This window comes from Helicobacter suis HS1 (assembly GCF_026000295.1).
In the GTDB taxonomy this organism is placed as follows: Bacteria; Campylobacterota; Campylobacteria; order Campylobacterales; family Helicobacteraceae; genus Helicobacter; species Helicobacter suis.
The window spans coordinates 215486-240050 of the sequence record NZ_AP026769.1; the positions used below are offsets into that span (position 1 = coordinate 215486).

The following is a 24565-nucleotide window of genomic DNA, read 5'->3' on the forward strand; positions in this document are numbered from 1 at the left end:
ACTGTGCGCACTCTTCTTATTTTAGGATTTTTACTAGCATGTTTAAATGCCCGTACCCTCTCCTTAGAAGAGTTTTACAAACGAGTAGAACATAACTCTATGGAACTTATCCAAAAAAAGGCCACTTTCATTAGTCTTTTAGAGGAGCAAAAGTCTACTAATTCTTGGGATTTTCCCTTTATTTCTAATGAAACCTCTATTGTTAGAAACTACCAAGGCATCGCAGAACCCCAACCCAGAACGGTTTTAATGATCAAGCCTAAACTCCCATGGGTGAGTCGTTTGCTAGCTAGAAGTTTATCTATTAAGAATGTGCAGTACCGCAAGAGTTATGAGTTAAGCCGTAATTTGGCTTTCATTGGAGCTAAAAGGCTGTATTTAAATTATATTCTTAATATTGAAAAATACAATGTCTATTCCCGTAGAGAGCAAATTTTTTTATCCCAGCTTAATGCTGCTAAAAGCAAAGTTGCAGCAGGGAGTATGTCTAAGAAGGATTATATCAACTTTAAAAACTCTTATTTAGAATCCAAACTAGCCAAGATCAACACAGAAACCCTCATTATCAACCAAGAACGCATGCTAAATACGATGCTAGCCATTGTAGATCCAGTAGAGCGGGGTTCTGATTTTGGTATTTTTTTAGACAAAAAACACGCGTTAAGGATTTCTGGGTTAAAATTTGAATATGTGCATTTGGGCGAACATGCTTTAGAACGGGTGTTACAACGATCGCTTTATGTAGAAATCCTTGATCTAGCCGCTAAAGATTACCGAGTAAATGCTAATTTGGCTAATCGCAATGTTTTCCAAAACTTTGAATTTGGCTTGGGTTCAGAAAGTTATAACTCAGCCACTAATTTATCTATGGAGTTTTATATTCCCTTGCCTGTAACGCCTAAAAATATCCATCTTAAACGCAAATTCATGGCATTAGAGAATGGTACGCGTGCTCAAAATGAAGTTATGAAACGCAATATCCACATTAATGCAAATGCCTACCTCAACCAATTAGAAACCAAAGAAAAATATATCCGAATCCAAATTGATGCCATTGATAATAAAGCCAAACTTATGGAAATGGGAAGAGTGGCTTATGAAGCCCAAAAGATTGGTTTATTTGAGTATCTTTTTTATCAAAATGCCTACATGGATGCTTTAATTGCTCTAGCTGAGGCTAGAATAGAATATGTTAACATCACAGCTTTATTAGAAGAAACTTTAGGAGAGACCCTGACACACATAGGAAGCGCCTATTGAGAATTTTGGTTTTAGCCTTGTTGCTTTTTGTCTCTCTTAAAGCCTATGATGAAATCATTTTAACCCAAAAGCAGATTGATAGCTTGGGTATTAAAGTGGTGTCTTTAGATCAAAAATTTGCAACCCGTGGATTGCCCTTTAACGCCTACATTGACTTTAATAATTTTAATCTCAAACACACGGTGATTCAAAGTTTAGGCTTTAATGCGACGGTAACGGCTATTTATAAAAGCGAAGGCGAATTTGTCAAAAGAGGCGATTTGATTTGTGAGATTAGTTCTATTGATTTAAGCAATTTATATTTTGAGTTACAAAACAATAAAAACAAACTCAAGGTAGCCTTAGATGTGAGTACAAAGGATCGCAGTCTTTACAAACAAGGTGTGATCGCTAAAAGAGAGTATCAAAATAGCCATTTAATGAGTCAAGAAATGAGTTTACGGGTACACCAATTAGAAACCACCTTTAAAAACTTTGGAATCGATCCAGCAAACCCTTTAGGATCGCATGGTTTTCGTATCATCGCCCGTAATAGCGGGATTCTCTCTATCGCCCCTAAAGTTTTAGGCGAAAAGATTTTACCCTTCACCACCTATATCCGCATCTCAAAAAATAACGATCTAATCGCGCGCATTAAATTATCCGTAGGCCTTGCGCGCTATATCAAAAAAGGGTCTAGAGTTTTTGATGATGATGGCAACATTATTGGGGTGATTCAAAGTATTTCTGTCGTGTTAGATAAAAGTTCTAACACCATTTTAGCCATAGCATTTATCACCAAAGGCCATTTCCATGTAGGAGAAATGATTGATGTTTATGTGGAGGGCACTAAGCCTAAAAATTCCTTGTTTATCCCTTCTAATGCTGTTATTAAAAACAACCAAGATTATTTGGTCTTTGTACGCACAAAAAAAGGTTTCATGCCCACCGTTATAAAAGTGATTGAAGAGCGCAGCCTTACCTTTGTGGTGAGTGATAAAAATATAAGCCCCCAAGCAAAAGTGGCTACCGGATCTCTAGTTAGTTTAAAAGGCATTATTAATCATCTTGGAGATGATTAATGCTAGCCTCGCTGATTGAATTTTCTCTCAGACAACGAGTCATTATTATTATTTGCGCTTTTTTACTCCTTCTCTTTGGGCTTTATAGTTTTTTAACCACCCCAGTAGATGCTTTCCCGGACATGGCGCCTACTCAAGTTAAAATCATTCTCAAATTGCCCGGTAGTTCCCCTGAGGAAATGGAAAATAATGTGGTACGGCCTTTAGAGTTAGAACTCTTAGGTTTAAAAGGAGAAAAATCCCTACGCAGCACCTCTAAGTACTCTATCTGTGATATTACGATTGATTTTGATGATAGCATGGATATTTATCTAGCCCGCAATATTGTAAGTGAAAAATTAGCCTTAGTGATGCCTGATTTACCCGATGATGTAGAGGGCGGCATAGCCCCCATTGTAACCCCGCTTTCTGATATTTTCATGTTTACCATTGATGGGAATTTACCCGGAGTAGACAAACGGCAATTACTAGATTTTGTGATTCGCCCACTACTGCGCACGATTCCGGGCGTGGCTGATGTTAACTCTATTGGCGGGTTTAGCCGTGCCTTTGTGGTGGTGCCTGATTTAAACGACATGGCAAGACTAGGTATTTCTATTAGTGATTTAGAAAAAACCCTTAAAGCCAATTTAAGCAATAGTGGAGCAGGGAGAGTAGATCGCAATGGAGAAACTTATTTAGTGAAGATTCAAACCATTGCCCTCACACCTGAGGAAATTGGCGATATTACAATCCCAACTGCAACAGGTTTTTTACACATTAAAGATTTTGCTAGAGTGATCACCCAGTATAGAACGCGTCTTGGCTTTGTAACTAAAAATGGGATTGATGAAACAACAGAGGGGTTAGTGCTTTCACTCAAGGGGAGTAATTCTAGCGCCATTATTAAAGAGGTGCGTAAAAAGCTTGAGCAAGACATTAAGCCTCTACTGCCTGCAGGGGTGCACACCCATGTTTTTTACGATCGTTCTGAATTCACTCAAAAAGCCATCAACACCGTTACAAAAACCCTCATTGAGGCTATTATTCTTATCATCATCACCTTATTTTTATTCTTGGGTAATTTCCGCGCTTCTCTAGCCGTAGGTGTTATTTTACCCTTAAGTTTATCTGTTGCCTTTATTTTAATTAAGTTTAATGGCATGACTTTAAATTTGATGAGTTTAGGCGGGCTGATTATTGCTATTGGCATGTTAATTGATTCGGCTGTGGTGGTAGTGGAGAATGCCTTTGAAAAATTAGGCCATAACAAAACCACCACGAAACTACATGCAATCTATCGCTCCTCTAAAGAAATTGCCCCTTCTGTAGTGAGTGGGGTTGTAATCATCATCGTTTTTTTTGTACCCATTATGTCCTTACAAGGCATTGAGGGTAAAATGTTTGTGCCTTTAGTTAAAGGTATTGTTTTTGCACTACTTGGCACTCTAGTGCTAGCTATTACAGTTATACCTGTGATTAGTTCTATGGTGCTTAAAGTCCAGCCACACAAAGAAACTTTACTCACCCGATTTTTTTATTGGATTTACACCCCAGCTTTACAATTTGCCCTTAAAAAACCCAAAACCATGCTTGTATGTGCTGTAATCTTTCTTATCTCTAGCCTTTCTCTCTTTCCTTTTATCGGTAAAACTTTCATGCCTAATTTAGATGAAGGGAGTAGTGTATTAAGCATTGAAAGCGTCCCTTCCATTTCTTTAGATCAATCTAAAGATTTGATTTTACGGATTGAAAAAACGATTCGTAAAAATATCAAAGAAGTTAAGGCTATAATAGCGCGTACCGGTTCAGATGAATTAGGATTAGATTTAGGCGGGCTTAACCAAACCGATATGTTTATTTCTTATACTCCTAAAAGCCAATGGTCGGTTAAAACCAAGCAAGAATTACTAGATAAAATCCTAGCATGTTTGGAGGATTATAAAGGGATTAATTTTGCCTTCACCCAGCCTATTGAAATGCGTGTTTCTGAAATGCTTACCGGAGTAAGAGGGGATTTAGCCATTAAAATCTTTGGAGCGGATATAGATAAATTAAACCAACTAAGCGCACAAATTGTAGAGATCATCAAAGGCATTAAAGGTTCTAGCGAAGTTTTTACAACCCTTAATAAAGGCGTGAATTATCTTTATATCACCCCCGATCGGCACGCTATGGCTAATGTCGGTATTAATAGCGATGAATTTTCTAAATTCCTTAAATCGGCTTTAGAGGGAATTATCGTTGAATTTATCCCTACAGGAATCTCGCGCACCCCTGTAATTATCCGCCAAAGAGAGGAGATTTCTACTAATACTGCCCTAATTAAGAGCTTAGAGATGAGCTCGACTCGAGGAGTTGCCGTACCCATTACTTCTATTGCTAACATTTCTGAAGTTGATGGGCCTGTGGCCATTGTACGCGAGGATAGCAAGCGTTTAAGCGTGGTTCGTAGCAATGTAATAGGGCGGGATTTAGACGGATTTGTTAAAGAAGTACAACAAAAAATTAGCGCTAAGGTACAATTACCCCCTAATTATTTCATCACTTATGGAGGGCAATTTGAAAACCAAGAGAGAGCTAATAAACGGCTTGCTACCGTGATCCCACTAAGTATTTTAGTGATTTTTTTTATTCTATTCTTTACCTTTAAAAGTGTACCCCTATCCTTACTCATTTTGCTTAATATCCCCTTTGCAATTACTGGTGGACTCATCGCTCTTTTTCTTAGCCATGAATACCTCTCTGTACCGGCTAGTGTAGGGTTTATCGCGCTTTTTGGGATTGCGGTTTTAAATGGTGTGGTGATGGTGGGTTATTTTAAAGAACTTCTCAAACAAGGTAAAAGCATAGAGGAGGTGGTGTTTATGGGAGCTAAGCGGCGTTTACGCCCTGTTTTAATGACAGCTTGTATTGCTGGTTTAGGTTTAATTCCTTTGCTTTTATCCCATGGCGTGGGTTCTGAAGTGCAAAAACCCCTAGCTATTGTGGTTTTAGGCGGGCTAGTTACCTCCAGCATTCTTATTCTCTTGCTTTTACCGCCCATGTTTATGCTGGTGGCTAAAAAAATCAAGGTAGTGTAGTGATCTTAGTAGAAATGTATGCAGATTTAAAACTTAAGGACATGCTAGTTGATCACCTCTTTGAACATGGCTATGAGGATTTTTATTTCTTTGAATGTTTTAAATACGCCACCTCCTCGCTTTTAACAAGTGAGAAAGAACAGGTAAGCGGGCGTAAAGACTATGGCTTATTTAAAATTTTGCTGGAGGAACAAGAGGCTAGCATTTTGTTAGAGCAAGTACAGCGCCTCTTTAAAAAAGAGGTAACTTTTTATCTACTCCCCCTAACTTCTATCCCTAAATCTGTGCCTTAAAACATGTTAAAATGCACTCTTTATATAAGGAACTAGATGGACATTACGGTTTTTGGGGGAGGGGCTTGGGGAAGGGCGTTAGCATTTGCCTTAGGGCATAAAAACCCTACAAAAATTGTCTCACGCCGCGATTTAACAACCCTACTTATGCCTTTAAATAAAGGGCTTGTACTCAAAGGACATGATCCGATTTTGCAGTGTCCAGCACAGGAGGGTTTATTAGCCGATCTCTTTGTAGTGGCCATTAGTGTACAGCATCTGCGCGCTTGGTTTGAGCAGGCAAATTTACCCTATACGGCTAAGGTTTTAATGGCCTCCAAAGGAATAGAAATTGGGGGGTATTTTGTAAGCGATATAGCCACACATTTCATTCCTATAGATCATCTGTGTTTTCTAGCTGGGCCTAGCTTTGCTAGAGAGATCATGGCAAGTTTGCCATGCGCTTTAGCCATTCATTCTAATAACGCCACTTTAGCCCACACTTTCGCACAGCAACTCCCCGCCTTTATCCGATCCTATGTACAAGATGATATTAGAGGAGGAGAAATTGCTGGGGCTTATAAAAATGTGATTGCTATTGCGGCTGGGGTGTGTGATGGGTTAGAATTAGGGCAAGGGGCTAAGGCCTCTCTTTTATCGCGTGGACTGGTGGAAATGAGTCGTTTTGGGGTGCATTTTGGAGGCAAGCTAGAAACTTTTTTAGGATTATCAGGGGCTGGGGATTTATTTTTAACCGCTAATTCTTTACTCTCGCGCAATTACCGCGTAGGGCTGGGTTTAGCGCAGTATAAGAGTCTAGCTAGCATTGTAGAGGAATTACAAGAAGTGGCTGAGGGGATTAAAACAACAAAGGCCATTGTAGAAATTGCCACCCATGAGAATATCCATGCCCCCATTGCTAAAGAATTAGATTTGCTCTTAGAGGGTAAAAATCCTTTAGAGAGCATGACGGCTTTAATCAAACGCTAAAGGACTTTGATGCTAACTTTTTCAGATATTTTATTAGAACTACAAAGTTTTTGGCATAAACAGGGCTGTATTTTATTACAACCCTATGATATTCCCGCAGGCGCAGGGACTTTTCACCCCGCCACTCTTTTAAGAAGTTTAGATAGTAGCCCTTGGAGTGTGGCCTATGTTGCCCCTTCTAGGCGGCCTACAGATGGGCGCTATGGGCAGAACCCTAATCGCTTGGGTAGTTATTACCAATTCCAAGTTGTAATCAAGCCAAGCCCTAAAAATATCCAAGAAGTTTATTTACAAAGTTTGCAGGCTTTAGGGATTGATTTTAGCAAACATGATGTGCGCTTTGTTGAGGATAACTGGGAATCACCTACTCTAGGGGCTTGGGGGCTAGGTTGGGAGGTGTGGCTAGATGGCATGGAGATCACACAGTTTACCTATTTCCAACAAGTAGGGGGGTTAGCTTGTTATCCAACGCCTATTGAAATCACCTACGGAGTGGAGCGCTTGGCTACTTATATCCAAAAAGTTGATTCCATTTTAGACATCATTTGGACTTTTAAGGATAACCAGCCAGTTTATTATAAAGCCGTGCATTTAGAAAGCGAATACGAATTTAGCCACTACCATTTTACTCATGCCAGCCTAGATTTTCTAACAGAAATGTTTCTTAAAAACCAAGTAGAAGCCAAACATTGCTTAGAGCAAAAATTACCCTTAGTGGCTTATGACTTTGTGATGTTAAGCACGCATTTTTTTAATGTGCTAGATGCCAGAAAAGCTCTATCTGTTGCCAAACGCCAAGAATGCATTTTAAAAATCCGCGAACTAGCCAAAGCCTGCGCTGTTTTATACAAAGAACAAGAAGAAGAGCGCATTAAACGAGTCTTATGTTAAACCTTAAAGTTTTATATGATTTTTTAAACCAACTCTCACCCTTTGATTTGCAAGAATCTTGGGATAATAGCGGTTTAAATTTGGGTAGCTTTGAAAGCGATTATGAAAATATCGCCATTAGTTTAGAAGCCACTTTAGAGATCGCTAGAGAAGTACCAGAAAAAACGATCATTCTAACCCACCACCCTTTATTTTTTAAACCCATTAAAACTTTTAACCCCACCTTTTATCCTGCCAATATCGCCTCTAAACTCTTGGTAAAATCTTGCGCACTCATTGCCATGCACACTAATTTTGATAAAACCCACCTCAACACCCATTTTGCGCGTATGCTAGGTTTTAGCAATCTACATGAGGAGGGTATGGCTTTGATAGGCAATATTGAGCCTATTTCTTTAGAGAGATTAGCTAGCCATATACAAGCTAAATTAAATCTATCTTATTTAGAGCTTGTTAAAGGAAATGATTTAATCACAAAAGTAGCGGTGATATGTGGATCGGGCTGTTCTTATCTATACCAACTCCAAGAGGCGTTTAGTAATCTATGTCTCATCACAGGGGATATTAAATACCACGATGCGATGTATGCTTTGAGTATGGGCATTAGTCTTTTAAATACCCCGCATTATGAAAGTGAAAAATATTTTGCGCCCCTACTAGAAAATTTGCTACAACCCTATTTGGCACAAACTAAACCAAAGTGTGTTAAAGTACGCGACTCAAAAAATCCATTTATTTTTAAGGTTTAACATGAACACCCATTTAGCACAATTAATCCAAATTTCTCAATTAGATAAAGACATGCAAGCCCTAGAACCTTTGATCAAAGCCAAACGCGCTGATCTAGATAAAACCATTGCTCTTAAGCATAAAAAACAAGCCGAGCTAACTTTGCTAGAAGAGGAAAAAGTGGCTTTGAATTTACAAATCCATAAAAACGAACAGATGTTACATGAAACCAATATTAAAGTTGATGGTATCCAAAAAAAGATTTCTCAGGTTAAATCTGAGCGCGAACTGCGCTCTTTAGGGATTGAAGAGGACATCACTAAAGAAAGAGCCAACCAAGCCAATAAAGAAATCGAACGGCTGCAAAATGAAATTGAGCATAAAAATAAACAACAAGAATCAATTAGTACCGCTTTATTAGAACTAGAACAACAAGTTGGAGAACTAGAAAAAAAGGTAGAAACAGACACCGCAGAGCTCAAGGCGCGCCAACAGCAAATCTTGCAACAAAAACAAGAACTGACTTTAAAAATGGATCATAAACTCATCGCCTTTTATGAGCGGATTCGCCGCTGGGCGGGTAATACTTGCGTGGTTTCTGTGAAAAAACAAGCTTGTGGGGGGTGTTTTATCCGGATTAATGATCGCACTTATGCAGAGATTTTAAACAGTAGCGATATTTTAACCTGCCCTCACTGTGGGCGGATTTTATATGTGGATTCACAGACCCAAGAACCTGTGAAAATCTCCTAAGGTTTTTTCGTTTTTAAACCGGTGTATTTTGCTTTACTTGCTTTAGGGCATATCTTAGCCATGCCCTTTTTGGGTTTGCTTAGCCTAAAGGATAAATACAAGCATTCGCTTAAGGCGCGTTTTTTAGCCAAAGGGCATGCTTTAGATTTTAAGCCTAGTTTGTGGTTTCATGCCTGCTCTTTTGGAGAGATCAAATCTTTAGAAACACTCTTAGAACACTTCACAACCACCCCTATTTTACTCACCACAACCACCCAAACTGGCTACGATCTAGCATGCAAAATTGCGAGTAATTACCCTAAAATGCAGGTGCGTTTTTTACTTTTTGAGACCTTGTTGTACCTGTGGCAGAAAGATTTAGCCGGTTTAAAAGCCTTAGTAGTTACGGAGGCAGAATTATGGTATAGCGTATTTGCCTTAGCCAAGAAAGTAGGAGCTAAAACCTTTTTGATTAATGCGCGTATTTCCTCGCGTTCTTACAAACGCTACCAACGATTTAAATGCTTTTATGCCCACCTCTTTAAACAAGTTGATTATATTTATGCCCAAAGTCTAATTGATGCACAACGGCTTAAATCCCTAGGGGCGATGCATATCTCTATATTCCCCAATCTAAAAATTTTTAATTTACCCCGCCTCTCTAAACACTATACTAAACCCTCTAACACTCTTTTTTTAGCCGCTAGCACCCACCCAAGCGAGGAAATTTTGATTTTAAAGGCCTTTTTAGCCCTTAAAGATATGCATTCTAAATTACTCATCGCCCCTAGACACCCCGAACGCTTTAAAGAAGTTAAAACGCTATTAGAGCATACAGCCGGCTTTACTTGTCTATCTAGCGGGCTTAATTGGAGTGAGCGCATTGTACTTTTAGATGTTTTGGGGGTTTTGAATGATTTTTATGCTTTAGCAGATGTGGTGATTTTGGGTGGATCTTTTGTGCCACTAGGGGGGCATAATCCTATTGAACCTGCCTTTTTTAAAACTAAGCTTATTACTGGACCTCATATTTTCAACCAAGAAGCCCTTTTTGCTTATGTGCAAAATTACACCAAAATAGAGGCTAAAGACTTAGTAAATACTCTAGCTACCCATGTACTTTTAAAACCCAGCTATATCAATACGCAAGATCATAACTTAGAAGAATTAGTGCGAGAGATTCATGCTTGAGGCCTATAAAATCTTAGCTAAAAACCTCAATATTTCTCACAAACAGGCTAAAAAATACATTGATATGGGATTAGTGAGTCTACAAGGGAAAAGACTAACCCTAGCGCGCCAAAAATTCCCCTTAGATACGCATTTTCATATCAAAGAGTGTTTAAAAACAGATGTACTGTATCAAGATCAAGAACTATTAGTTTTAAATAAAGCCACCCATATAGATAGCTACACCTTAGAAAGACAACACAAACCCTACAAACTCTTACACCGCCTAGACAAATCTACGAGTGGTCTTCTTTTACTCGCACAAGCTACATTTTACACAAAAGCTTTGCTTGCATTTAAGAAAAGAGAGGTTTATAAAGAGTATCTAGCTTTAATAGAGGGGATACTTAAGAGGCCAAAAACACTCACACAGCCCTTAAGTGTGCGTACCAACCACATGCATTTTAATAAGGGTTTTGTAAAAACCTTTGTAGATTTAAAAGGCAAACCGGCCATTACACATCTTTATCCTATCTATCACACAAAGCAACAGACGCTTTTAAAAGTTGTGATTGAAACTGGAATCACCCACCAAATTAGAGCACATTTAAGCCATATAGGCCACCCCATTGTAGGCGATCTCATTTATGGGGGATCGCCTAACCCTCACTTTTTTCTCCATGCTTATAAACTAGCACTTTTAGAGCACCACTTTAGCGCTCCCATTCCGCCCCATTTTAAGGAGTTTCATGAGTTATTGGAATGAAATTTACACCCACTTTAGCCCTGTGGCTTTTACTTTCTTTAATATCCCTATTCATTGGTATGGTCTAGCCTATGTAGGGGCTTTATTACTAGCCCTTACTTTGGCCTTGCGGGCTTTAAAAACAGACCCTAAACGCTTTCCTATTTCCAAGGCTAATTTTGAAAGCTATTTTCTCTATGCAGAATTGGGGGTGATTTTAGGCGCAAGACTGGGTTATATTTTAATCTACGATCCAAATACGCTTTATTATCTCAAAGCCCCTTGGCAAATTTTTAACCCTTTTTATGAGGGGGAATTTATCGGTATTAGAGGCATGAGCTACCACGGAGGATTAATAGGCTTTTTAGTTGCCTCATGGATTTTTAGTAAGGTAAAAAGGCAAAATTTTTTAATTTATTTAGACCTTATTGCGGTGAGTTTACCTTTAGCCTATGTTTTGGGGCGTATTGGTAATTTTTTAAACCAAGAACTTTTTGGGCGCGTCGTACCTCCCGGGGATACTTTTGGAAAATCTATAGGCATTGTGGTTAATGGCGCTTTACGCTACCCTAGCCAGCTCATTGAAGCATTCTTAGAAGGGTTTTGCGTCTTTGTTGTGGTGCATTTAGCGCGCTCTTTTACAAAGGTACATGGCATGCTCATGGTGGTTTATGGATTTGCTTATGCGGTTGCGCGCTTTTGTGCTGAATATTACCGCGAGCCAGATGCCCAACTAGGTTATTACGCGGGACATTTAAGCATGGGACAACTGTTAAGCTTTGCTATGATAGCTGTTTCATCGCTTTTATGGCTCTATATTGCCCGCACCAATCCAACTCTTGCTAAATCTAGCTAATTGCGCTAAAATGCGGGCTTAATCTTAAAACGAGGGTTACATGGAAAGGATGACATGGAACATAGAGAAGATGCCATTATCAGGTTTTCCGTCTCTTTGCAACAAAATCTTTTAGACGAGTTAGATAACCGCATTATTAGAAATGGTTATTCTTCTCGTTCAGAATTAGTGCGGGATATGATCCGCGAGCGGCTGGTGGAGGATAGTTGGTCTAAGGAACAAACATCTGAGGTAAATGGCGGCTTAACAGTGGCTGTGCTGGTGATTATTTATGATCACCACCAACGCGAACTGAACCAAAGAATGATTGATATCCAGCATGAAAGCCATATTAGTATTTTGTGTACTACCCATGTGCATCTAAATGCTAATAATTGCTTAGAGACTATTATTTTAAGAGGCAAACCGGCAGACATCATGCATTTACATTTAGAAATTGGAGGATTAAAGGGCGTGAAATTTTCCAAGCTCACCAAAGCCTCTAGTTTTGAGCAAAATACTTAGGTTGGCCTGTGGATATTGCTTTATATGGTGGGAGTTTTGATCCGCCTCACATCGCCCATTTAGAAGTCATTTATCAGGCCCTAGAAACTTTAAAAGTAGATCGGCTTTTTGTGCTGGTGGCCTATCAAAATCCTTTTAAAAAAAGCCCATGCTTCGCTCCTAATCAGCGCTTGTTATGGATGCAAGAACTCTTAAAAGATGTAGCTAAAGTAAAAGTCCATGATTTTGAAATCAAACAAAAAAGGCCAGTGCCTAGTATTGAGAGTGTGCGCTATTTTTACCAAAAATTCACCCCCAATAAACTTTACTTTGTAATCGGTGCGGATAATGTAGCAGGGTTAGCGCTTTGGGAGGGATATACAGAATTAAAAGAGCTGGTAGAATTTGTTGTTGTGGAGCGTAAGGGCTATTGTTTAAACCCGCCCCCTGATTTTAAATACACACCTATGTCCTTAGAACACATTACCTGCCCTATTTCATCTAGTAAAATTAGAGAATTATTACACAAACACCAAATCCCACAGCATCTACCCCACATGCTACAAAACCGCGTATTGCAAACCTTTAAGGAAACCCATGCCTACTAGAATTGCTAGAATTGCCACCCTTTTAGAGGATAAAAAAGCCACAGATATTGTAGTTTTTGATCTATGCCAACAAAATTACATTACAGATTATGTCATCATCGCCACCGCGCTAGTGGGCAAACATGCTCTATCTCTTTTAGATCATTTAAAAACAAATCTTAAACCTCTGGGTGAAAAGTTTTATGCTATAGATGCTGAAAATGAGGAGTGGATCATTCTTGATTTAGGCGATTTGATCATCCATGTCTTTACAGAGGTGTATCGGAAGCGCTTTGATCTAGAGGGCTTTTTAAAAACCTATAATAACCCCACTTGATACCCACCCTCCTAGCTATCATTGGCCCTAGTAGCAGTGGTAAGAGTGATTTAGCTTTAGAGTTAGCACAAATTTTAGATGCTGAAATTGTCTCTTTGGATTCTTTAAGTGTGTATCAAGAAATTAACATTGCAGCGGCCAAACCGAGTTTAGAAAATTTGGCCTGTATTAAACACTATGGTATTGATATTTTAAGAATCGATCAAAAGAACAACGCCCAAGTTTTTAAACAAGAGGTACAAAGGGCTATAGCCACTACAACTAAAAAAAAGCTTTTGCTAGTGGGGGGGAGTTCTTTTTATCTAAAAGCACTTATAGACGGGTTAAGCCCCATGCCTATATTAAACAAGCAGCAAGAACAAGAAATTCAAAGACAAATTGCCAAGATAGATCACCCCCATGCCTTTTTAGCACGCATCGATTCAGACTATGCCTCTTATGTTAAAGATACTTACCGCATCACACAGGGGCTTAAAATTTATTTAACAACCCACATGCCCCCCAGTGCCTATTTTAAAGCCCATCCTAAAATTCCTTTTAAATACCCTATTCAAGTTTATGGGCTCTGTATGGATAAAACTAAATTACACGCTAATATCGCTAAACGCACTAAGACCATGCTTAATCAGGGCATAGTAGAGGAAATTAAAGGCTTAGCAGATAAATATGGCACTAAACACCAACCTTTTAAGGCCATTGGGCCTAAAGAATGCTTGCAATATCTTAGAGGCGAATTATCCTATCAAGAACTCTATGAGATGATTTATACACACACCTGCCAGCTAGCCAAACGGCAAATGACCTTTAACCGCTCCCAATTTAAAGAGGCGATCTTTTTAGACAAAGAACATTTAAAACAAGAAATCCTTAAACAACTTAGTGTTTTCTAATCACAGCAAAGCTTTTAACAATGACGCTATTGTAATCCTTTTGAATCGGGCGTTGGTTAGTTTTGTGATACATGATTTTTTTAATTGTTTCAAATTGTTTAGGTGAAAAACTAATCGTCTCTTCAATAATAAACCAAGAAACCCCCTCTGTGCAAGGAGGCGTGGTTAATGATCCATTAAAATGGTAGTAGTGGATCGTTGTAGGTAGTAGGGTTTTTAAGGCTAGAGTTTGGGGTGGGGTTTTATGGTTGTAGGCATTAAAAAGAGGGGTGAAAAAGGGGTTTTCTTGCCCTATTTTAAATCCAATCCCTATTACCAACAAACGCCCCTCGCTATCTTGGTGTACTAAATGCATGCTTAAAGGTTGGTGCTTACCACGAATGGCAAATTCCATAGGCAGATGGAAGTGTAGATTAATCAAATAATACTCATGATCGCGGTATACAATAGAGTTAGTAGGGTGGTTAAATTGGGCTATAAGGGTGTTATGAGAATAAGCAATAGTTGAGGGCTTGAGATCGTGGTATGTAAAAATTATATTTTCTTGACCAGAGGCATTGTAGTAATGTTGGATATTAATAGGAGACTGGCTTTTACCCGTTTTACAAATTGCATAGTCTTTGTGTAATTTATCCCATTGCTTGGCACCTGTGTGTTTTTCATAACTCCAATGCGTAGCAGAAAGTAAACTTAAAAGTAAGAAACTTAAAATAGAAAATAATCGCATCATCTCCTCCATAAGCATTTTCAAAAAACTCAATTAGAATAAATGCATTTAAAGCAGACCCTACCCCCTAAAATTTTAGGGGCTTAAGTTTGGATATGGGTCGCGCCTTTGACTAAAAATAATTCCTTGTTTTGAGTGCCCGTTGCATTTTTAAAGACCTCTTGGGTCATATATAAACTATCTGCTTTATCCCCTGCTACCATTAAGTGCGGTTGGTTAATTAAATCTACATTTGTGTTGGCATCAAATCCCATTAAATCTATCAAACTACTCACCGTGTAATTGCTCTGTGAATGGAGGTGAAAATGGGTTTTAGCGTAATATTCATAGCCCTCCCTATATAAATCAAAGGGTAATTTCGCAACCTGTTCTTCTGTCATATTAGCTGCAAACGACGGGGTGTATTTCACCTCGCCCCCTGCTGCCTCTTGTGCTCTAGCTTCTGAGGCTTCTTTTAAGCGCTCTTGTATCGTGTCTTTTTGGGTGTTTAAATAGCCGTTGCGTCTTACCTCTCCGGAATTAAACATGCTAATCGTGGCTATTGCTTTAAATCTTTTATCTGTCTGGGCTACCTTAATCGCATAGCCCCCACCCCCACAAATGCCAAGCAAACCTAAACGATGCGCATCTACACCTTTAAAATGTGAAATAAAATCTGCGGCTGCTCTAATATCTTCCATGCGATTGGCTGGTTTATCCACATAGCGAGGCATCCCCCCACTGCCTCCTTGATAGGCCGCATCAAAAGCAATGGTTACATACCCGGATTCGGCCAACTTTTGCGCATAAAGCCCAGCTACCTGCTCTTTAACCCCTCCATTAGGATGAGCTACTACAATAGCGGGGTATTTTTTATGGGTATTGAAGTTAGCCGGCGTGTAGACATTGGCCACAACTTTTACCCCATTGGCTTTATAGTGCACGGCGTGTACTTGCACCTTTCCTTTAATATTTTCAGTAATAGCCCCTTCATAGGTAAATGTAAAAGGGTTTTTTCTATAATCAGCCCCCATAGCCACACCTCCGATTAAAATGGCGCTTATTAATAATCTACTAAACATTTTTTACCTTTATCAAAATATAGCCGTTAAACACCAGAAAATTAAGGAATGTGCACCAGTTAAAAACATGGAGTAACATGGCATGTTTTAGACATACACTTTAAAATCACCAATTATTAAGAAAAATACCAAAAGCTTTTAAGACTCTCCGGCAGAAATCCCACTCGTCTTTAGCGGGTGGGATGAATGCCACTAATTTGTGGTATAATGTCCCCATACATTCGTATCTACGGCAGGAAGTGTCGGAAGTTACGCCTTTGGAGATATGATGTGTGAGACCTGTAGGGAATGCGTTGGAGCTCAAACTCTGTAAAATCCCTACTATAGGGACACAGAGTGAGAACCAAACTCTCCCTACGGGCAACATCAGCCTAGGAAGCCCAAATGTCTTTAGCATTTGGGCACTTCACTAGCACTCCCCCATCCGCCCGCATACATACTATTACCTCCCATTAACACCCCAGCCGGGTTACCCATGTTGCCCACATAAGCATTAGTATTGCCAAAGTTTTTATAAAAGGTGCCAACCAAATAAAAGTTATTGTAATCAAAACGCTGGCGGATAATTAAGCTTTGGCCATTTGCAGTAACGGGTCTATCGTATTTATAAATGGGTGCACCGCTACTATTAACCACCATCCAAGGCTCATAAACCGGAAAGAAAGCAATAAGGCGGGTTTGGGAACGAAAGCCTTTTTCAGAAAAGTTAGGATCGCTATCCCAGACCAAACTAAAACCCGGTGCGTTAAACATTTTGGGCGAAAAATAGTAGAAAAATTCGGCTAAAAGCTTATGTTTGTTATAGATTAAGCGGAGCGCATGCGTACCATAAGAAAGCTGATAACCATGGTGAGTCCAGCCACCTTGTGCGTTTTTACTCCAGTTGCCACTATAAGAAGTACGGGGTGCATACCAGTTGATCAAAAACCCGCCACCTGCAATAGCCCGCCCAAAAGAGCTAAACCAGATAAGGCGGGTGTGTTTGTATTCTCCAAAAACTTCAAAACCCTGAGTTTTTCCGCTTCTATAGGGCATAGTAGAGGTGTAGCGCCCTCCTTTAATTCCAAAGAAATCTTTATATTTATACTCAATGAAAGCATCGCTAAATATGTAAGTTTTGGCTAGGCTGCGCTCCTTGCCATTTGCCGTTACGATGTCATCTTCAGAAAAAATATTAGAAGCCCCGCCTAAATACCCGTCATAAAACCCGTAGTAATCATAAATCTTACTTCCTCCATGCAATTTACGGGTACTATCAAAAAAGACCCCACCTGCCATGCCCCCAATCCCAACTTTTAAGCTATGGCTGTCTAATTTTTTAGGCAATAGATTAAAATCTACATTTAAAAAGCCTGAAACTGTGCCATATTGTTGCATGGGATAAATCCCTTTGTTGCGATTCATAGGTGCTTGATTAAAGCCCACTTGAGAGGCCTGTTCAGCCTTACCCCCGATTTTATAATCAAATGCTTTAAGAGAGGGGGCAAAAAACCAGAAATTCCCTAAAAAGATGAAAGTTAGAAGAACAAATTTAGTCGCTACACTTGAGAAAGGAGAATTTTGCATCCAATTCCTTTAGGCTTAAGGTCCTGCACCGGAGCTAGCGGTGTTTTCTAAAAATCCGGTTGCATAAAGGACAAAATGAGTTAAGTAAGTTTTTTGGTTTGTGGTAGCAAAATGTGTAGCGTATCGCGTATCTGTCCCATTCCATGAAAAAGTTTTAAGATTGACACCCTCCCACCACTTTTTTTGATACCTTACAAAGCCATTTTTCTTAGCACACACAATCTCCTCAGGCGCACACAATATATTTTTGGCTTGCGCAACGCCGCGCAATCCATTGGCATGATCACAATCAAGATGGGTTAGAAGGATATAATCCAAATCAGAAGGTTTAATCCCCATCCACTTATAACTCAATCACATGGGGAGTGATGTCCGAATCGTGTGTAGCAAGAGATTCAATACATTGAGGCGACATAGACTCTTCTCTAATCCATTCTAAGGATTTGCGTTGTTGGGCTTTATTTAGAGCGACACCACTGGTTATCATTTGCTTCCATGACTTAGTAGCATACCCACCATCTGCAAAAAGAAGCACGAAGTTACCTTGATCGTTTTTGATTTTCGCAGCACATAAACCATCGCAGTGCCCCGGAATATTTACCATAGTAACAGAGCCATCGTTAAATAAATCAAATGATCGCTGCACAGGCCCCTCTGTCCCATTCCATGAAAAAGTTTTAAGATTGACACCCTCCCACCACTTTTTTTGATACCTTACAAAGCCATTTTTCTTAGCACACACAATCTCCTCAGGCGCACACAATATATTTTTGGCTTGCGCAACGCCGCGCAATCCATTGGCATGATCACAATCAAGATGGGTTAGAAGGATATAATCCAAATCAGAAGGTTTAATCCCCATAGATTCTAATTGTTCATTAATGGCCTGTCCCCTTGTAATACGCCCTTGATTAACCATGTAAAGAAGCCATGAGCCTAAACTTTTAATCTGTGCTTTTTTGTCATATACACCTTGTGGCGACATATCTCTATGCCAACCGGTATCTACTAGCACTGTTGCTTTGGGGTGTTCTATTAAATAGCAACTAACAGGTAACCATATCCAATCTTTCTTGGGAGTTGTTAATCCGGATGCTTTAAGTAAGCTACAATTATCCCCACAAAAGGGTAAATAAGGGGATACACGAATCTCGCCTGTATGTAGTACATGGACTTTCATTGTTTTTCTCCGTATCTTTAATTTCCCAGCCTGTTATATCTTATCTGCCCTTAGCCCTTGAGTTCTTGGATCAAAGCTCTAGCCTCCTCTGTCAGGATAACCTTTGGCACACCCATTAAAAGAACCCTAATTTGTTGCTAAACTAAAGCAAAGTTAGTTTACTTAGTGGTTAATATACAGCCCCTTTTGTGCCTAAGAAAATCTAGCCAAAATCTGCCACCAACCGGCAACAACCCTTACGGATAAAGATCAAATGCTTAAAATGATAGTTTAGATTATCTCTTGTTCTATCGCTTTAAGTTCCTCAGAAGTAAATAAACGGCTCTTGATCTCAAAACTCTTGCCCATGCCATACTCTAAAGAATACTCGCTGGCCTCTATGGGCTTGACGCTTAAAATAAGCTGGGTGTGTTTTTGGTATGCATATTGGTTCTTGTGCATGTAAAACTCCACCCCTCCCACAGAGCCTAAGCAAATATCATTATCGCCTAGCTTAAAATCAGCCCGATCATAGACATAAACAACGCTCCCATCACAGCAACCACAAGACTGGTAAAAAATAAAGTCTGGATGTGAAGCCTTGAGTTCTTGGATCAAAGCTCTAGCCTCCTCTGTCAGGATAACCTTTGGCACACCCATTAAAAGAACCCTAATTTGTTGATGCTATAACTTACCAAAAGGTTTTTAATCTGTTGGTAGTGCTCTAAAATGACCTTGTGTGTCTCACGCCCAATCCCGCTTTGTTTGTATCCTCCAAAGGCTGCATGGGCAGGATAGGCATGGTAGCAGTTAGTCCACACCCGCCCGGCTTTAATGGAGCGACCAAAGTGATAAGCACGATTAATATCTCTAGTCCACACCCCAGCCCCTAGACCAAATAGCGTATCATTAGCAATCTCTAGGGCTTGATCATCATCTTTAAAAGTAGTCAATGCCAAAACAGGCCCAAAAATTTCCTCTTGGAAAATACGCATTTTATTATGCCCTTTAAAAATGGTAGGCTCTATATAACACCCCTTTTCAAGCCCTGCAATGTGGTTTCTCTGCCCGCCAATTAGACACTGCGCGCCCTCTTCATGGGCGATCTTAATGTAGTTTAAAATGGTGTTGACTTGGTTTTCATCTACTTGTGCACCCATCATGGTGTCTAAATCCAAAGGATTGCCCACTTTAATAGCCTTGATTCGCTCTAAAACTTTCTGCATAAAATCATTATAGATTTTTTCATGTACAAGCGCTCTTGAGGGGCAAGTACACACCTCACCTTGGTTAAAAGCAAAAAGCACCAAACCCTCAATGGCTTTATCCAAAAACGCGTCTTCGTGTTCGCAAATATCAGGAAAGAAAATATTAGGGCTCTTGCCTCCTAGCTCTAGGGTGCAGGGAATAATATTTTCTGTTGCAAATTGCATGATTTGCCTTCCTACCGCTGTTGATCCGGTAAAGGCCACTTTAGCAATTTTAGGGCTTGTGGCTAGATGTTTGCCAATTTGTCCGCCATTGCCATTGACAATATTGACCACGCCTGCAGGCAACAAATCCCCGATAATCTCAAAGAGTACCAAAATACTAGCAGGTGTGGGTGAGGCAGGCTTGATAACAACAGCGTTGCCTGCAGCCAAAGCGGGAGCTAGTTTCCAAGCAGCCATCAAAATAGGGAAATTCCAAGGAATGATCTGGCCTACCACCCCTAAAGGTTCGTGGAAATGGTAGGCAACCATATCCTTACTAATATCACTAATACACCCCTCTTGGGCACGGATGCAACCTGCAAAATAGCGGAAATGATCTATAGCTAAAGGAATATCTGCATTCAGGGTTTCACGGATAGGTTTGCCATTATCCCAAGTTTCTGCATAGGCGATTTTTTCAAGATTAGCCTCCATGCGATCAGCAATTTTAAGCAAGAGATTAGAACGCGCTTCCACAGAAGTAGCTGCCCATACATCTTTAGCTTTATGGGCAGCATCTAGGGCTTTATCTACATCTTCTGGACTAGATAGGGGCACTTCACACAAAACACTCCCATCAATTGGGCTTTTATTAGCTTTATACCCTCCCTTAAGAGGCTTAACCCATTCCCCGCCAATGTAATTTTCATAGCGGGATTTAAAAATTTGTTTGCTGTCTTTATAAGCACTCATGCAAACTCCTAATTTCTAAAATCAAGCACCATACGCCCATCAATGCCGCCTTTTTTCATGCGCTCAAAGATCGCGTTGATGTCTTCTAGTTTGGCAGGTGCGACATGGGCTTTGACCTTTTGCTCCTCAGCAAAATTAATCGCCTCTTGCAGATCTAGTCGCGTACCCACAATAGAGCCACGCAAAGTAATCCCGTTTAAAACCATGTCAAAAATATTAACGGGAAACTCCCCTGGAGGAAGCCCATTCATCGCCACAGTCCCGCCACGACGTACAAACCCTAATGCCTGTTTAAAGGCCACTGGGTGCACAGCAGTAACTAGTACGCCATGTGTGCCCCCGTTTGTTTCTTGGATAATTTTATCAATCGTGCCTTGTTCGCCCAAATTTTTAGCATTGGCCACCACACTTGCGCCGTATTTTTTAGCTAACTCTAATTTGTCCTCTGCAACATCTACAGCGGCCACATTCAAGCCCATTGCCTTAGCATACTGCACGGCCAAGTGTCCTAGACCGCCAATACCAGAGATAGTTACCCATTGCCCGGGTTTGGCCTCTGTCATCTTAAGGCCTTTATAGACTGTAACACCCGCGCAAAGAATGGGTGCGATGTTTAGAAAATTAGTATCTTTTTTAAGTACGCCAACATAATTAGCATCTGCTAGAGCATATTCTGCATACCCGCCACTAACTGAATACCCGCCATTTTCTTGGTGCTCACACAGCGTCTCCCAGCCAGCCATGCAGTGATCACAATGCCCACACGCGCTATAAAGCCAAGGAATGCCTACTGCATCGCCTTCTTTAATGTGTTTAACCCCCTTGCCCACTTCTACCACATACCCAACGCCTTCATGTCCGGGGATTAAAGGGAGCTTAGGTTTAACAGGCCAGTCTCCATCTACAGCGTGCAAATCAGTATGGCACACCCCGCAGGCTTGAATTTTTACTAAAACCTCACCCTCACCTACAACAGGTACATCTACCTCCTCTACAAAAAGAGGGCCTCCAAATTCTTTTACAACGGCAGCCTTCATTTTTTTAGCCATGTGTTCTCCTTTCTACTTTGCTCGGTTGCTTGGATAGAAACGCCAAGTTCTTGGGCAATTTTTAAAAAGCGCAAACAATTTTCTAGTAGGCTAGTAGAATCAGCCATAGCAGGAAACAACTTTTCTTGCATGTCAATGAGTAAAACCATGCTAACCTCCTAGCTAAATACTACCTACTTCTTTTTTCCACAATTTCCTTAGCGATATTAGTGGGTGGGTATAAGTTTGTAGCCACTCAAAAGCCACGATCTCAACAGAAACCACCCGCGCACCTAAATGCCTTAAATCCTCTAAGGCTAGATTCTTGTTTTGTAAATCCCTAGAGCTGGTACAATCTGCTAACAAACTAACCTCAAACCCTTGTTTTAAAAAATCTTTTGCCGTTTGGTAGACACATACATGGGTTTCAATGCCTAGAATAAATAAAGGGTCTTTAGGGATAGACAAAACTGGATAGGCGCTAAAACTTTCTTTTGTAGTTGTATTCTTAATAAAGGGCTTGAGTGGTTCTAAAGTAGTGCCTAATTTAGCCGGGTTTTGCTCGGTTGCTTGGATAGAAACGCCAAGTTCTTGGGCAATTTTTAAAAAGCGCAAACAATTTTCTAGTAGGCTAGTAGAATCAGCCATAGCAGGAAACAACTTTTCTTGCATGTCAATGAGTAAAACCATGCTAACCTCCTAGCTAAGTACTACCTACTTCTTTTTTCCACAATTTCCTTAGCGATATTAGCGGGTACTTCGCCGTAGTGATCAAATTCCATAGAATAAGTCCCCCGCCCTTGCGTAGCTGAGCGCAAGTCTGTAGAATAACCAAACATTTCTACTAAGGGCACAAAAGCATCTACAATTTTAAGCCCTAATCTATCATCCATGGCATTAATCTGGCCTCTGCGGCGGTTTAAATCCCCAATCACATCGCCCATATACTCCTCAGGTACTTCTACCTCCACTTTCATCATAGGCTCTAAAAGCACAGGGTTAGCCGCCCTGCAAGCTTCTTTAAACGCCATAGAACCAGCAATTTTAAACGCCATTTCAGAAGAATCCACCTCGTGATAACTGCCATCATAAAGCGTTACTTTAAAATCTACCACCGGATAGCCGGCTAAAACCCCGCTTTGCATCGCCTCTTGTATGCCCTTATCCACCGCAGGGATATACTCCTTAGGAATCACTCCCCCGCTAATCTCATTGACAAATTCATAGCCGCTACCGGGTTCTTTAGGCTCTAACTTAATAAAAACATGCCCGTATTGCCCGCGTCCACCGGATTGTTTAGCGTATTTATGCTCTTTTTGTACCGCGTTTCTAATGGTCTCTCTAAAGGCCACTTGAGGGGCTCCTACTTCTGCCTCAACCTTAAATTCGCGTTTGAGGCGATCTACGATGATCTCTAAATGCAACTCGCCCATGCCCCCAATTAGAGTTTGCCCGGTTTCCTCCTGTGTCATCACTCTAAAGCTAGGATCTTCCTCTGCTAATTTGCCCAAAGCCACGCCCATTTTTTCTTGATCGGCTTTAGTTTTGGGTTCTACGGCGATGTGAATTACTGGCTCTGGAAATTCCATGCGCTCTAAAATCACCGGGTCTTTTTCGCTACAAAGTGTATCACCGGTTAAAGTCTCTTTAAGCCCCACAAAGGCACAGATTTCACCCGCATACACCTCTTTAATATCCTCGCGCTTATTAGAGTGCATTTTTAAAAGCCGCCCCACGCGCTCTTTTTTATCCTTTGTAGAGTTGTAAATATAACTGCCTGATTCTAAATTGCCTCTATACACCCGCACAAAAGTTAATTGCCCCACGAAAGGATCGGTCATGATTTTAAAGGCTAGCCCGGCAAACTCGCCTGTATCGCTGCTTTGCACATGCACCTCTTCCTCGCTTTTAGGATCGACTCCTTTAATGTCGGCTACTTCTGTGGGTGCGGGCAAATAATCAATAACGGCATCTAGTAGGGTTTGTACGCCCTTATTTTTAAAAGAAGAACCACAAAGCATAGGGATAAGACTCATGCCCAAACAGCCCTTTTTAATGCCTTGTTTAATTTCTGCAACACTGAGTGCCTCACCTGCTAAATATTTCTCCATTAAAGCCTCATCTTGTTCGGCCACCGCTTCTAAGAGTTTTTCGCGGTATTCTTCTGCTTTAGCCTGCAAATCAGAGGGGATTTCTTGAATCTCATACTTAGCGCCCATAGTTTCATCATTCCAGATAATGGCCTTCATTGCCACTAAATCAATCACACCCTCAAAGGTGTCTTCTGCTCCAATAGGAAGATTAATAGGCACAGGATTAGCCTTGAGTCGCTCTCTAATTTGGCTTTCTACATTGTAAAAATTAGCCCCGATGCGATCCATTTTATTGACAAATACAATACGGGGTACGCCATATTTATTTGCCTGACGCCATACAGTTTCACTCTGGGGTTGTACGCCTCCTACTGAGCAAAACACACCCACAGCACCGTCTAAAACACGCATGGATCGCTCCACTTCAATGGTAAAATCCACATGCCCGGGGGTGTCTATTAAATTGATCTGGTGTTCTTTCCAAAAGCAAGTTGTAGCCGCTGAGGTGATTGTAATCCCGCGCTCTTTTTCTTGCTCCATCCAATCCATAGTAGCCGCGCCGTCATGCACCTCGCCAATCTTATGGCTTACGCCGGTATAAAATAAAATCCGCTCGGAGGTGGTGGTTTTGCCCGCATCAATGTGGGCGGCAATCCCGATATTTCTGATTTTTTCTAAAGGGGTTCTGCGTGGCATGTTTA

At 40.5% G+C, this 24565-nt stretch carries 26 protein-coding genes; 15 read left to right on the forward strand and 11 right to left on the reverse strand.

Features of this window, described 5'->3' with window-relative positions; translation table 11 throughout:
• Window positions 1-3: 3 nt before the first annotated feature.
• From OO773_RS01285 to miaA, 15 genes are read left to right on the forward strand one after another with little or no spacing between them, the layout of a single operon-like run.
• Window positions 4-1260: a TolC family protein gene (locus OO773_RS01285; RefSeq protein ID WP_006563941.1), complete on the forward strand. Its 1257-nt coding sequence runs from the start codon at window positions 4-6 to the stop codon at window positions 1258-1260.
• A gap of 2 nt (window positions 1261-1262) precedes the next feature.
• Window positions 1263-2321: an efflux RND transporter periplasmic adaptor subunit gene (locus tag OO773_RS01290; RefSeq protein ID WP_040499070.1), complete on the forward strand. Its 1059-nt coding sequence runs from the start codon at window positions 1263-1265 to the stop codon at window positions 2319-2321.
• Window positions 2321-5383 carry an efflux RND transporter permease subunit gene (locus OO773_RS01295; RefSeq protein WP_006563943.1) on the forward strand — a complete coding sequence of 1021 codons (3063 nt, stop codon included), beginning with the start codon at window positions 2321-2323 and terminating at the stop codon, window positions 5381-5383. Before OO773_RS01290 ends, OO773_RS01295 begins: the two co-directional genes overlap by 1 nt.
• Window positions 5383-5676, forward strand: coding sequence for a DUF3240 family protein (locus OO773_RS01300; protein ID WP_006563944.1), 294 nt, complete (start codon window positions 5383-5385; stop codon window positions 5674-5676). Before OO773_RS01295 ends, OO773_RS01300 begins: the two co-directional genes overlap by 1 nt.
• Before the next feature lie 36 nt (window positions 5677-5712).
• Entirely contained in the window at window positions 5713-6645 is a 933-nt protein-coding gene (locus OO773_RS01305) for an NAD(P)H-dependent glycerol-3-phosphate dehydrogenase (RefSeq protein WP_006563945.1), read from the forward strand.
• Window positions 6646-6654: 9 nt separating this feature from the next.
• Window positions 6655-7536 carry a glycine--tRNA ligase subunit alpha gene (gene glyQ, locus OO773_RS01310; RefSeq protein WP_040499068.1) on the forward strand — a complete coding sequence of 294 codons (882 nt, stop codon included), beginning with the start codon at window positions 6655-6657 and terminating at the stop codon, window positions 7534-7536.
• On the forward strand, window positions 7530-8285 hold the full coding sequence (locus OO773_RS01315; protein WP_034376951.1) for a Nif3-like dinuclear metal center hexameric protein: 756 nt from the start codon (window positions 7530-7532) through the stop codon (window positions 8283-8285). Before glyQ ends, OO773_RS01315 begins: the two co-directional genes overlap by 7 nt.
• Window position 8286: 1 nt before the next feature.
• On the forward strand, window positions 8287-9018 hold the full coding sequence (locus OO773_RS01320) for a zinc ribbon domain-containing protein (protein WP_176485210.1): 732 nt from the start codon (window positions 8287-8289) through the stop codon (window positions 9016-9018).
• Between the two features lie 60 nt (window positions 9019-9078).
• Window positions 9079-10188, forward strand: a complete 1110-nt coding sequence (waaA, locus tag OO773_RS01325; RefSeq protein ID WP_247599786.1) for a lipid IV(A) 3-deoxy-D-manno-octulosonic acid transferase — start codon at window positions 9079-9081, stop codon at window positions 10186-10188.
• Entirely contained in the window at window positions 10181-10933 is a 753-nt protein-coding gene (locus OO773_RS01330; protein WP_006563950.1) for an RluA family pseudouridine synthase, read from the forward strand. Before waaA ends, OO773_RS01330 begins: the two co-directional genes overlap by 8 nt.
• Window positions 10917-11768, forward strand: a complete 852-nt coding sequence (gene lgt / locus OO773_RS01335) for a prolipoprotein diacylglyceryl transferase (RefSeq protein WP_050780139.1) — start codon at window positions 10917-10919, stop codon at window positions 11766-11768. Before OO773_RS01330 ends, lgt begins: the two co-directional genes overlap by 17 nt.
• A gap of 54 nt (window positions 11769-11822) precedes the next feature.
• Window positions 11823-12272 carry a nickel-responsive transcriptional regulator NikR gene (nikR, locus tag OO773_RS01340; protein ID WP_006563952.1) on the forward strand — a complete coding sequence of 150 codons (450 nt, stop codon included), beginning with the start codon at window positions 11823-11825 and terminating at the stop codon, window positions 12270-12272.
• 8 nt (window positions 12273-12280) lie between these two features.
• Entirely contained in the window at window positions 12281-12859 is a 579-nt protein-coding gene (nadD, locus tag OO773_RS01345) for a nicotinate (nicotinamide) nucleotide adenylyltransferase (RefSeq protein WP_006563953.1), read from the forward strand.
• A complete protein-coding gene (rsfS, locus tag OO773_RS01350) occupies window positions 12849-13175 on the forward strand; it encodes a ribosome silencing factor (RefSeq protein WP_034376952.1) in 327 nt (108 codons plus the stop codon). The genes nadD and rsfS overlap by 11 nt, the downstream gene beginning before the upstream one ends.
• Window positions 13172-14065 carry a tRNA (adenosine(37)-N6)-dimethylallyltransferase MiaA gene (gene miaA, locus OO773_RS01355; RefSeq protein WP_006563955.1) on the forward strand — a complete coding sequence of 298 codons (894 nt, stop codon included), beginning with the start codon at window positions 13172-13174 and terminating at the stop codon, window positions 14063-14065. The genes rsfS and miaA overlap by 4 nt, the downstream gene beginning before the upstream one ends.
• On the opposite strand, the gene OO773_RS01360 is transcribed toward miaA, so the two are convergent.
• The 11 genes from OO773_RS01360 to fusA form a co-directional block, all read right to left on the reverse strand.
• Entirely contained in the window at window positions 14052-14795 is a 744-nt protein-coding gene (locus tag OO773_RS01360) for a carbonic anhydrase family protein (protein ID WP_040499069.1), read from the reverse strand. The two genes, miaA and OO773_RS01360, sit on opposite strands and share 14 nt — an antisense overlap.
• Window positions 14796-14875: 80 nt before the next feature.
• Window positions 14876-15853, reverse strand: coding sequence for an alpha/beta hydrolase (locus OO773_RS01365; protein WP_197942585.1), 978 nt, complete (start codon window positions 15851-15853; stop codon window positions 14876-14878).
• Window positions 15854-16243: 390 nt separating this feature from the next.
• A complete protein-coding gene (locus OO773_RS01370; protein WP_073115343.1) occupies window positions 16244-17419 on the reverse strand; it encodes an outer membrane family protein in 1176 nt (391 codons plus the stop codon).
• Between the two features lie 15 nt (window positions 17420-17434).
• Entirely contained in the window at window positions 17435-17758 is a 324-nt protein-coding gene (locus OO773_RS01375) for an MBL fold metallo-hydrolase (RefSeq protein WP_264828621.1), read from the reverse strand.
• Window positions 17759-17762: 4 nt separating this feature from the next.
• Window positions 17763-18599, reverse strand: a complete 837-nt coding sequence (locus tag OO773_RS01380; RefSeq protein WP_040499262.1) for an N-acyl homoserine lactonase family protein — start codon at window positions 18597-18599, stop codon at window positions 17763-17765.
• Between the two features lie 270 nt (window positions 18600-18869).
• The gene (locus OO773_RS01385; protein ID WP_231102890.1) at window positions 18870-19238 is read right to left on the reverse strand and encodes a DUF779 domain-containing protein; all 369 of its coding nucleotides are present in this window, start codon (window positions 19236-19238) and stop codon (window positions 18870-18872) included.
• On the reverse strand, window positions 19238-20743 hold the full coding sequence (locus OO773_RS01390) for an aldehyde dehydrogenase family protein (RefSeq protein ID WP_040499263.1): 1506 nt from the start codon (window positions 20741-20743) through the stop codon (window positions 19238-19240). The genes OO773_RS01385 and OO773_RS01390 overlap by 1 nt, the downstream gene beginning before the upstream one ends.
• An 8-nt stretch (window positions 20744-20751) precedes the next feature.
• Window positions 20752-21792, reverse strand: coding sequence for an alcohol dehydrogenase AdhP (gene adhP, locus OO773_RS01395; RefSeq protein WP_034376797.1), 1041 nt, complete (start codon window positions 21790-21792; stop codon window positions 20752-20754).
• A complete protein-coding gene (locus tag OO773_RS01400) occupies window positions 21777-21941 on the reverse strand; it encodes an isochorismatase family protein (protein WP_264828622.1) in 165 nt (54 codons plus the stop codon). The genes adhP and OO773_RS01400 overlap by 16 nt, the downstream gene beginning before the upstream one ends.
• A 13-nt stretch (window positions 21942-21954) precedes the next feature.
• Window positions 21955-22461 (reverse strand): isochorismatase family protein, encoded by a 507-nt coding sequence (locus OO773_RS01405; protein WP_264828623.1) that lies wholly within the window; start codon window positions 22459-22461, stop codon window positions 21955-21957.
• Between the two features lie 20 nt (window positions 22462-22481).
• On the reverse strand, window positions 22482-24560 hold the full coding sequence (gene fusA, locus OO773_RS01410) for an elongation factor G (protein WP_006564712.1): 2079 nt from the start codon (window positions 24558-24560) through the stop codon (window positions 22482-22484).
• Window positions 24561-24565: the final 5 nt, after the last annotated feature.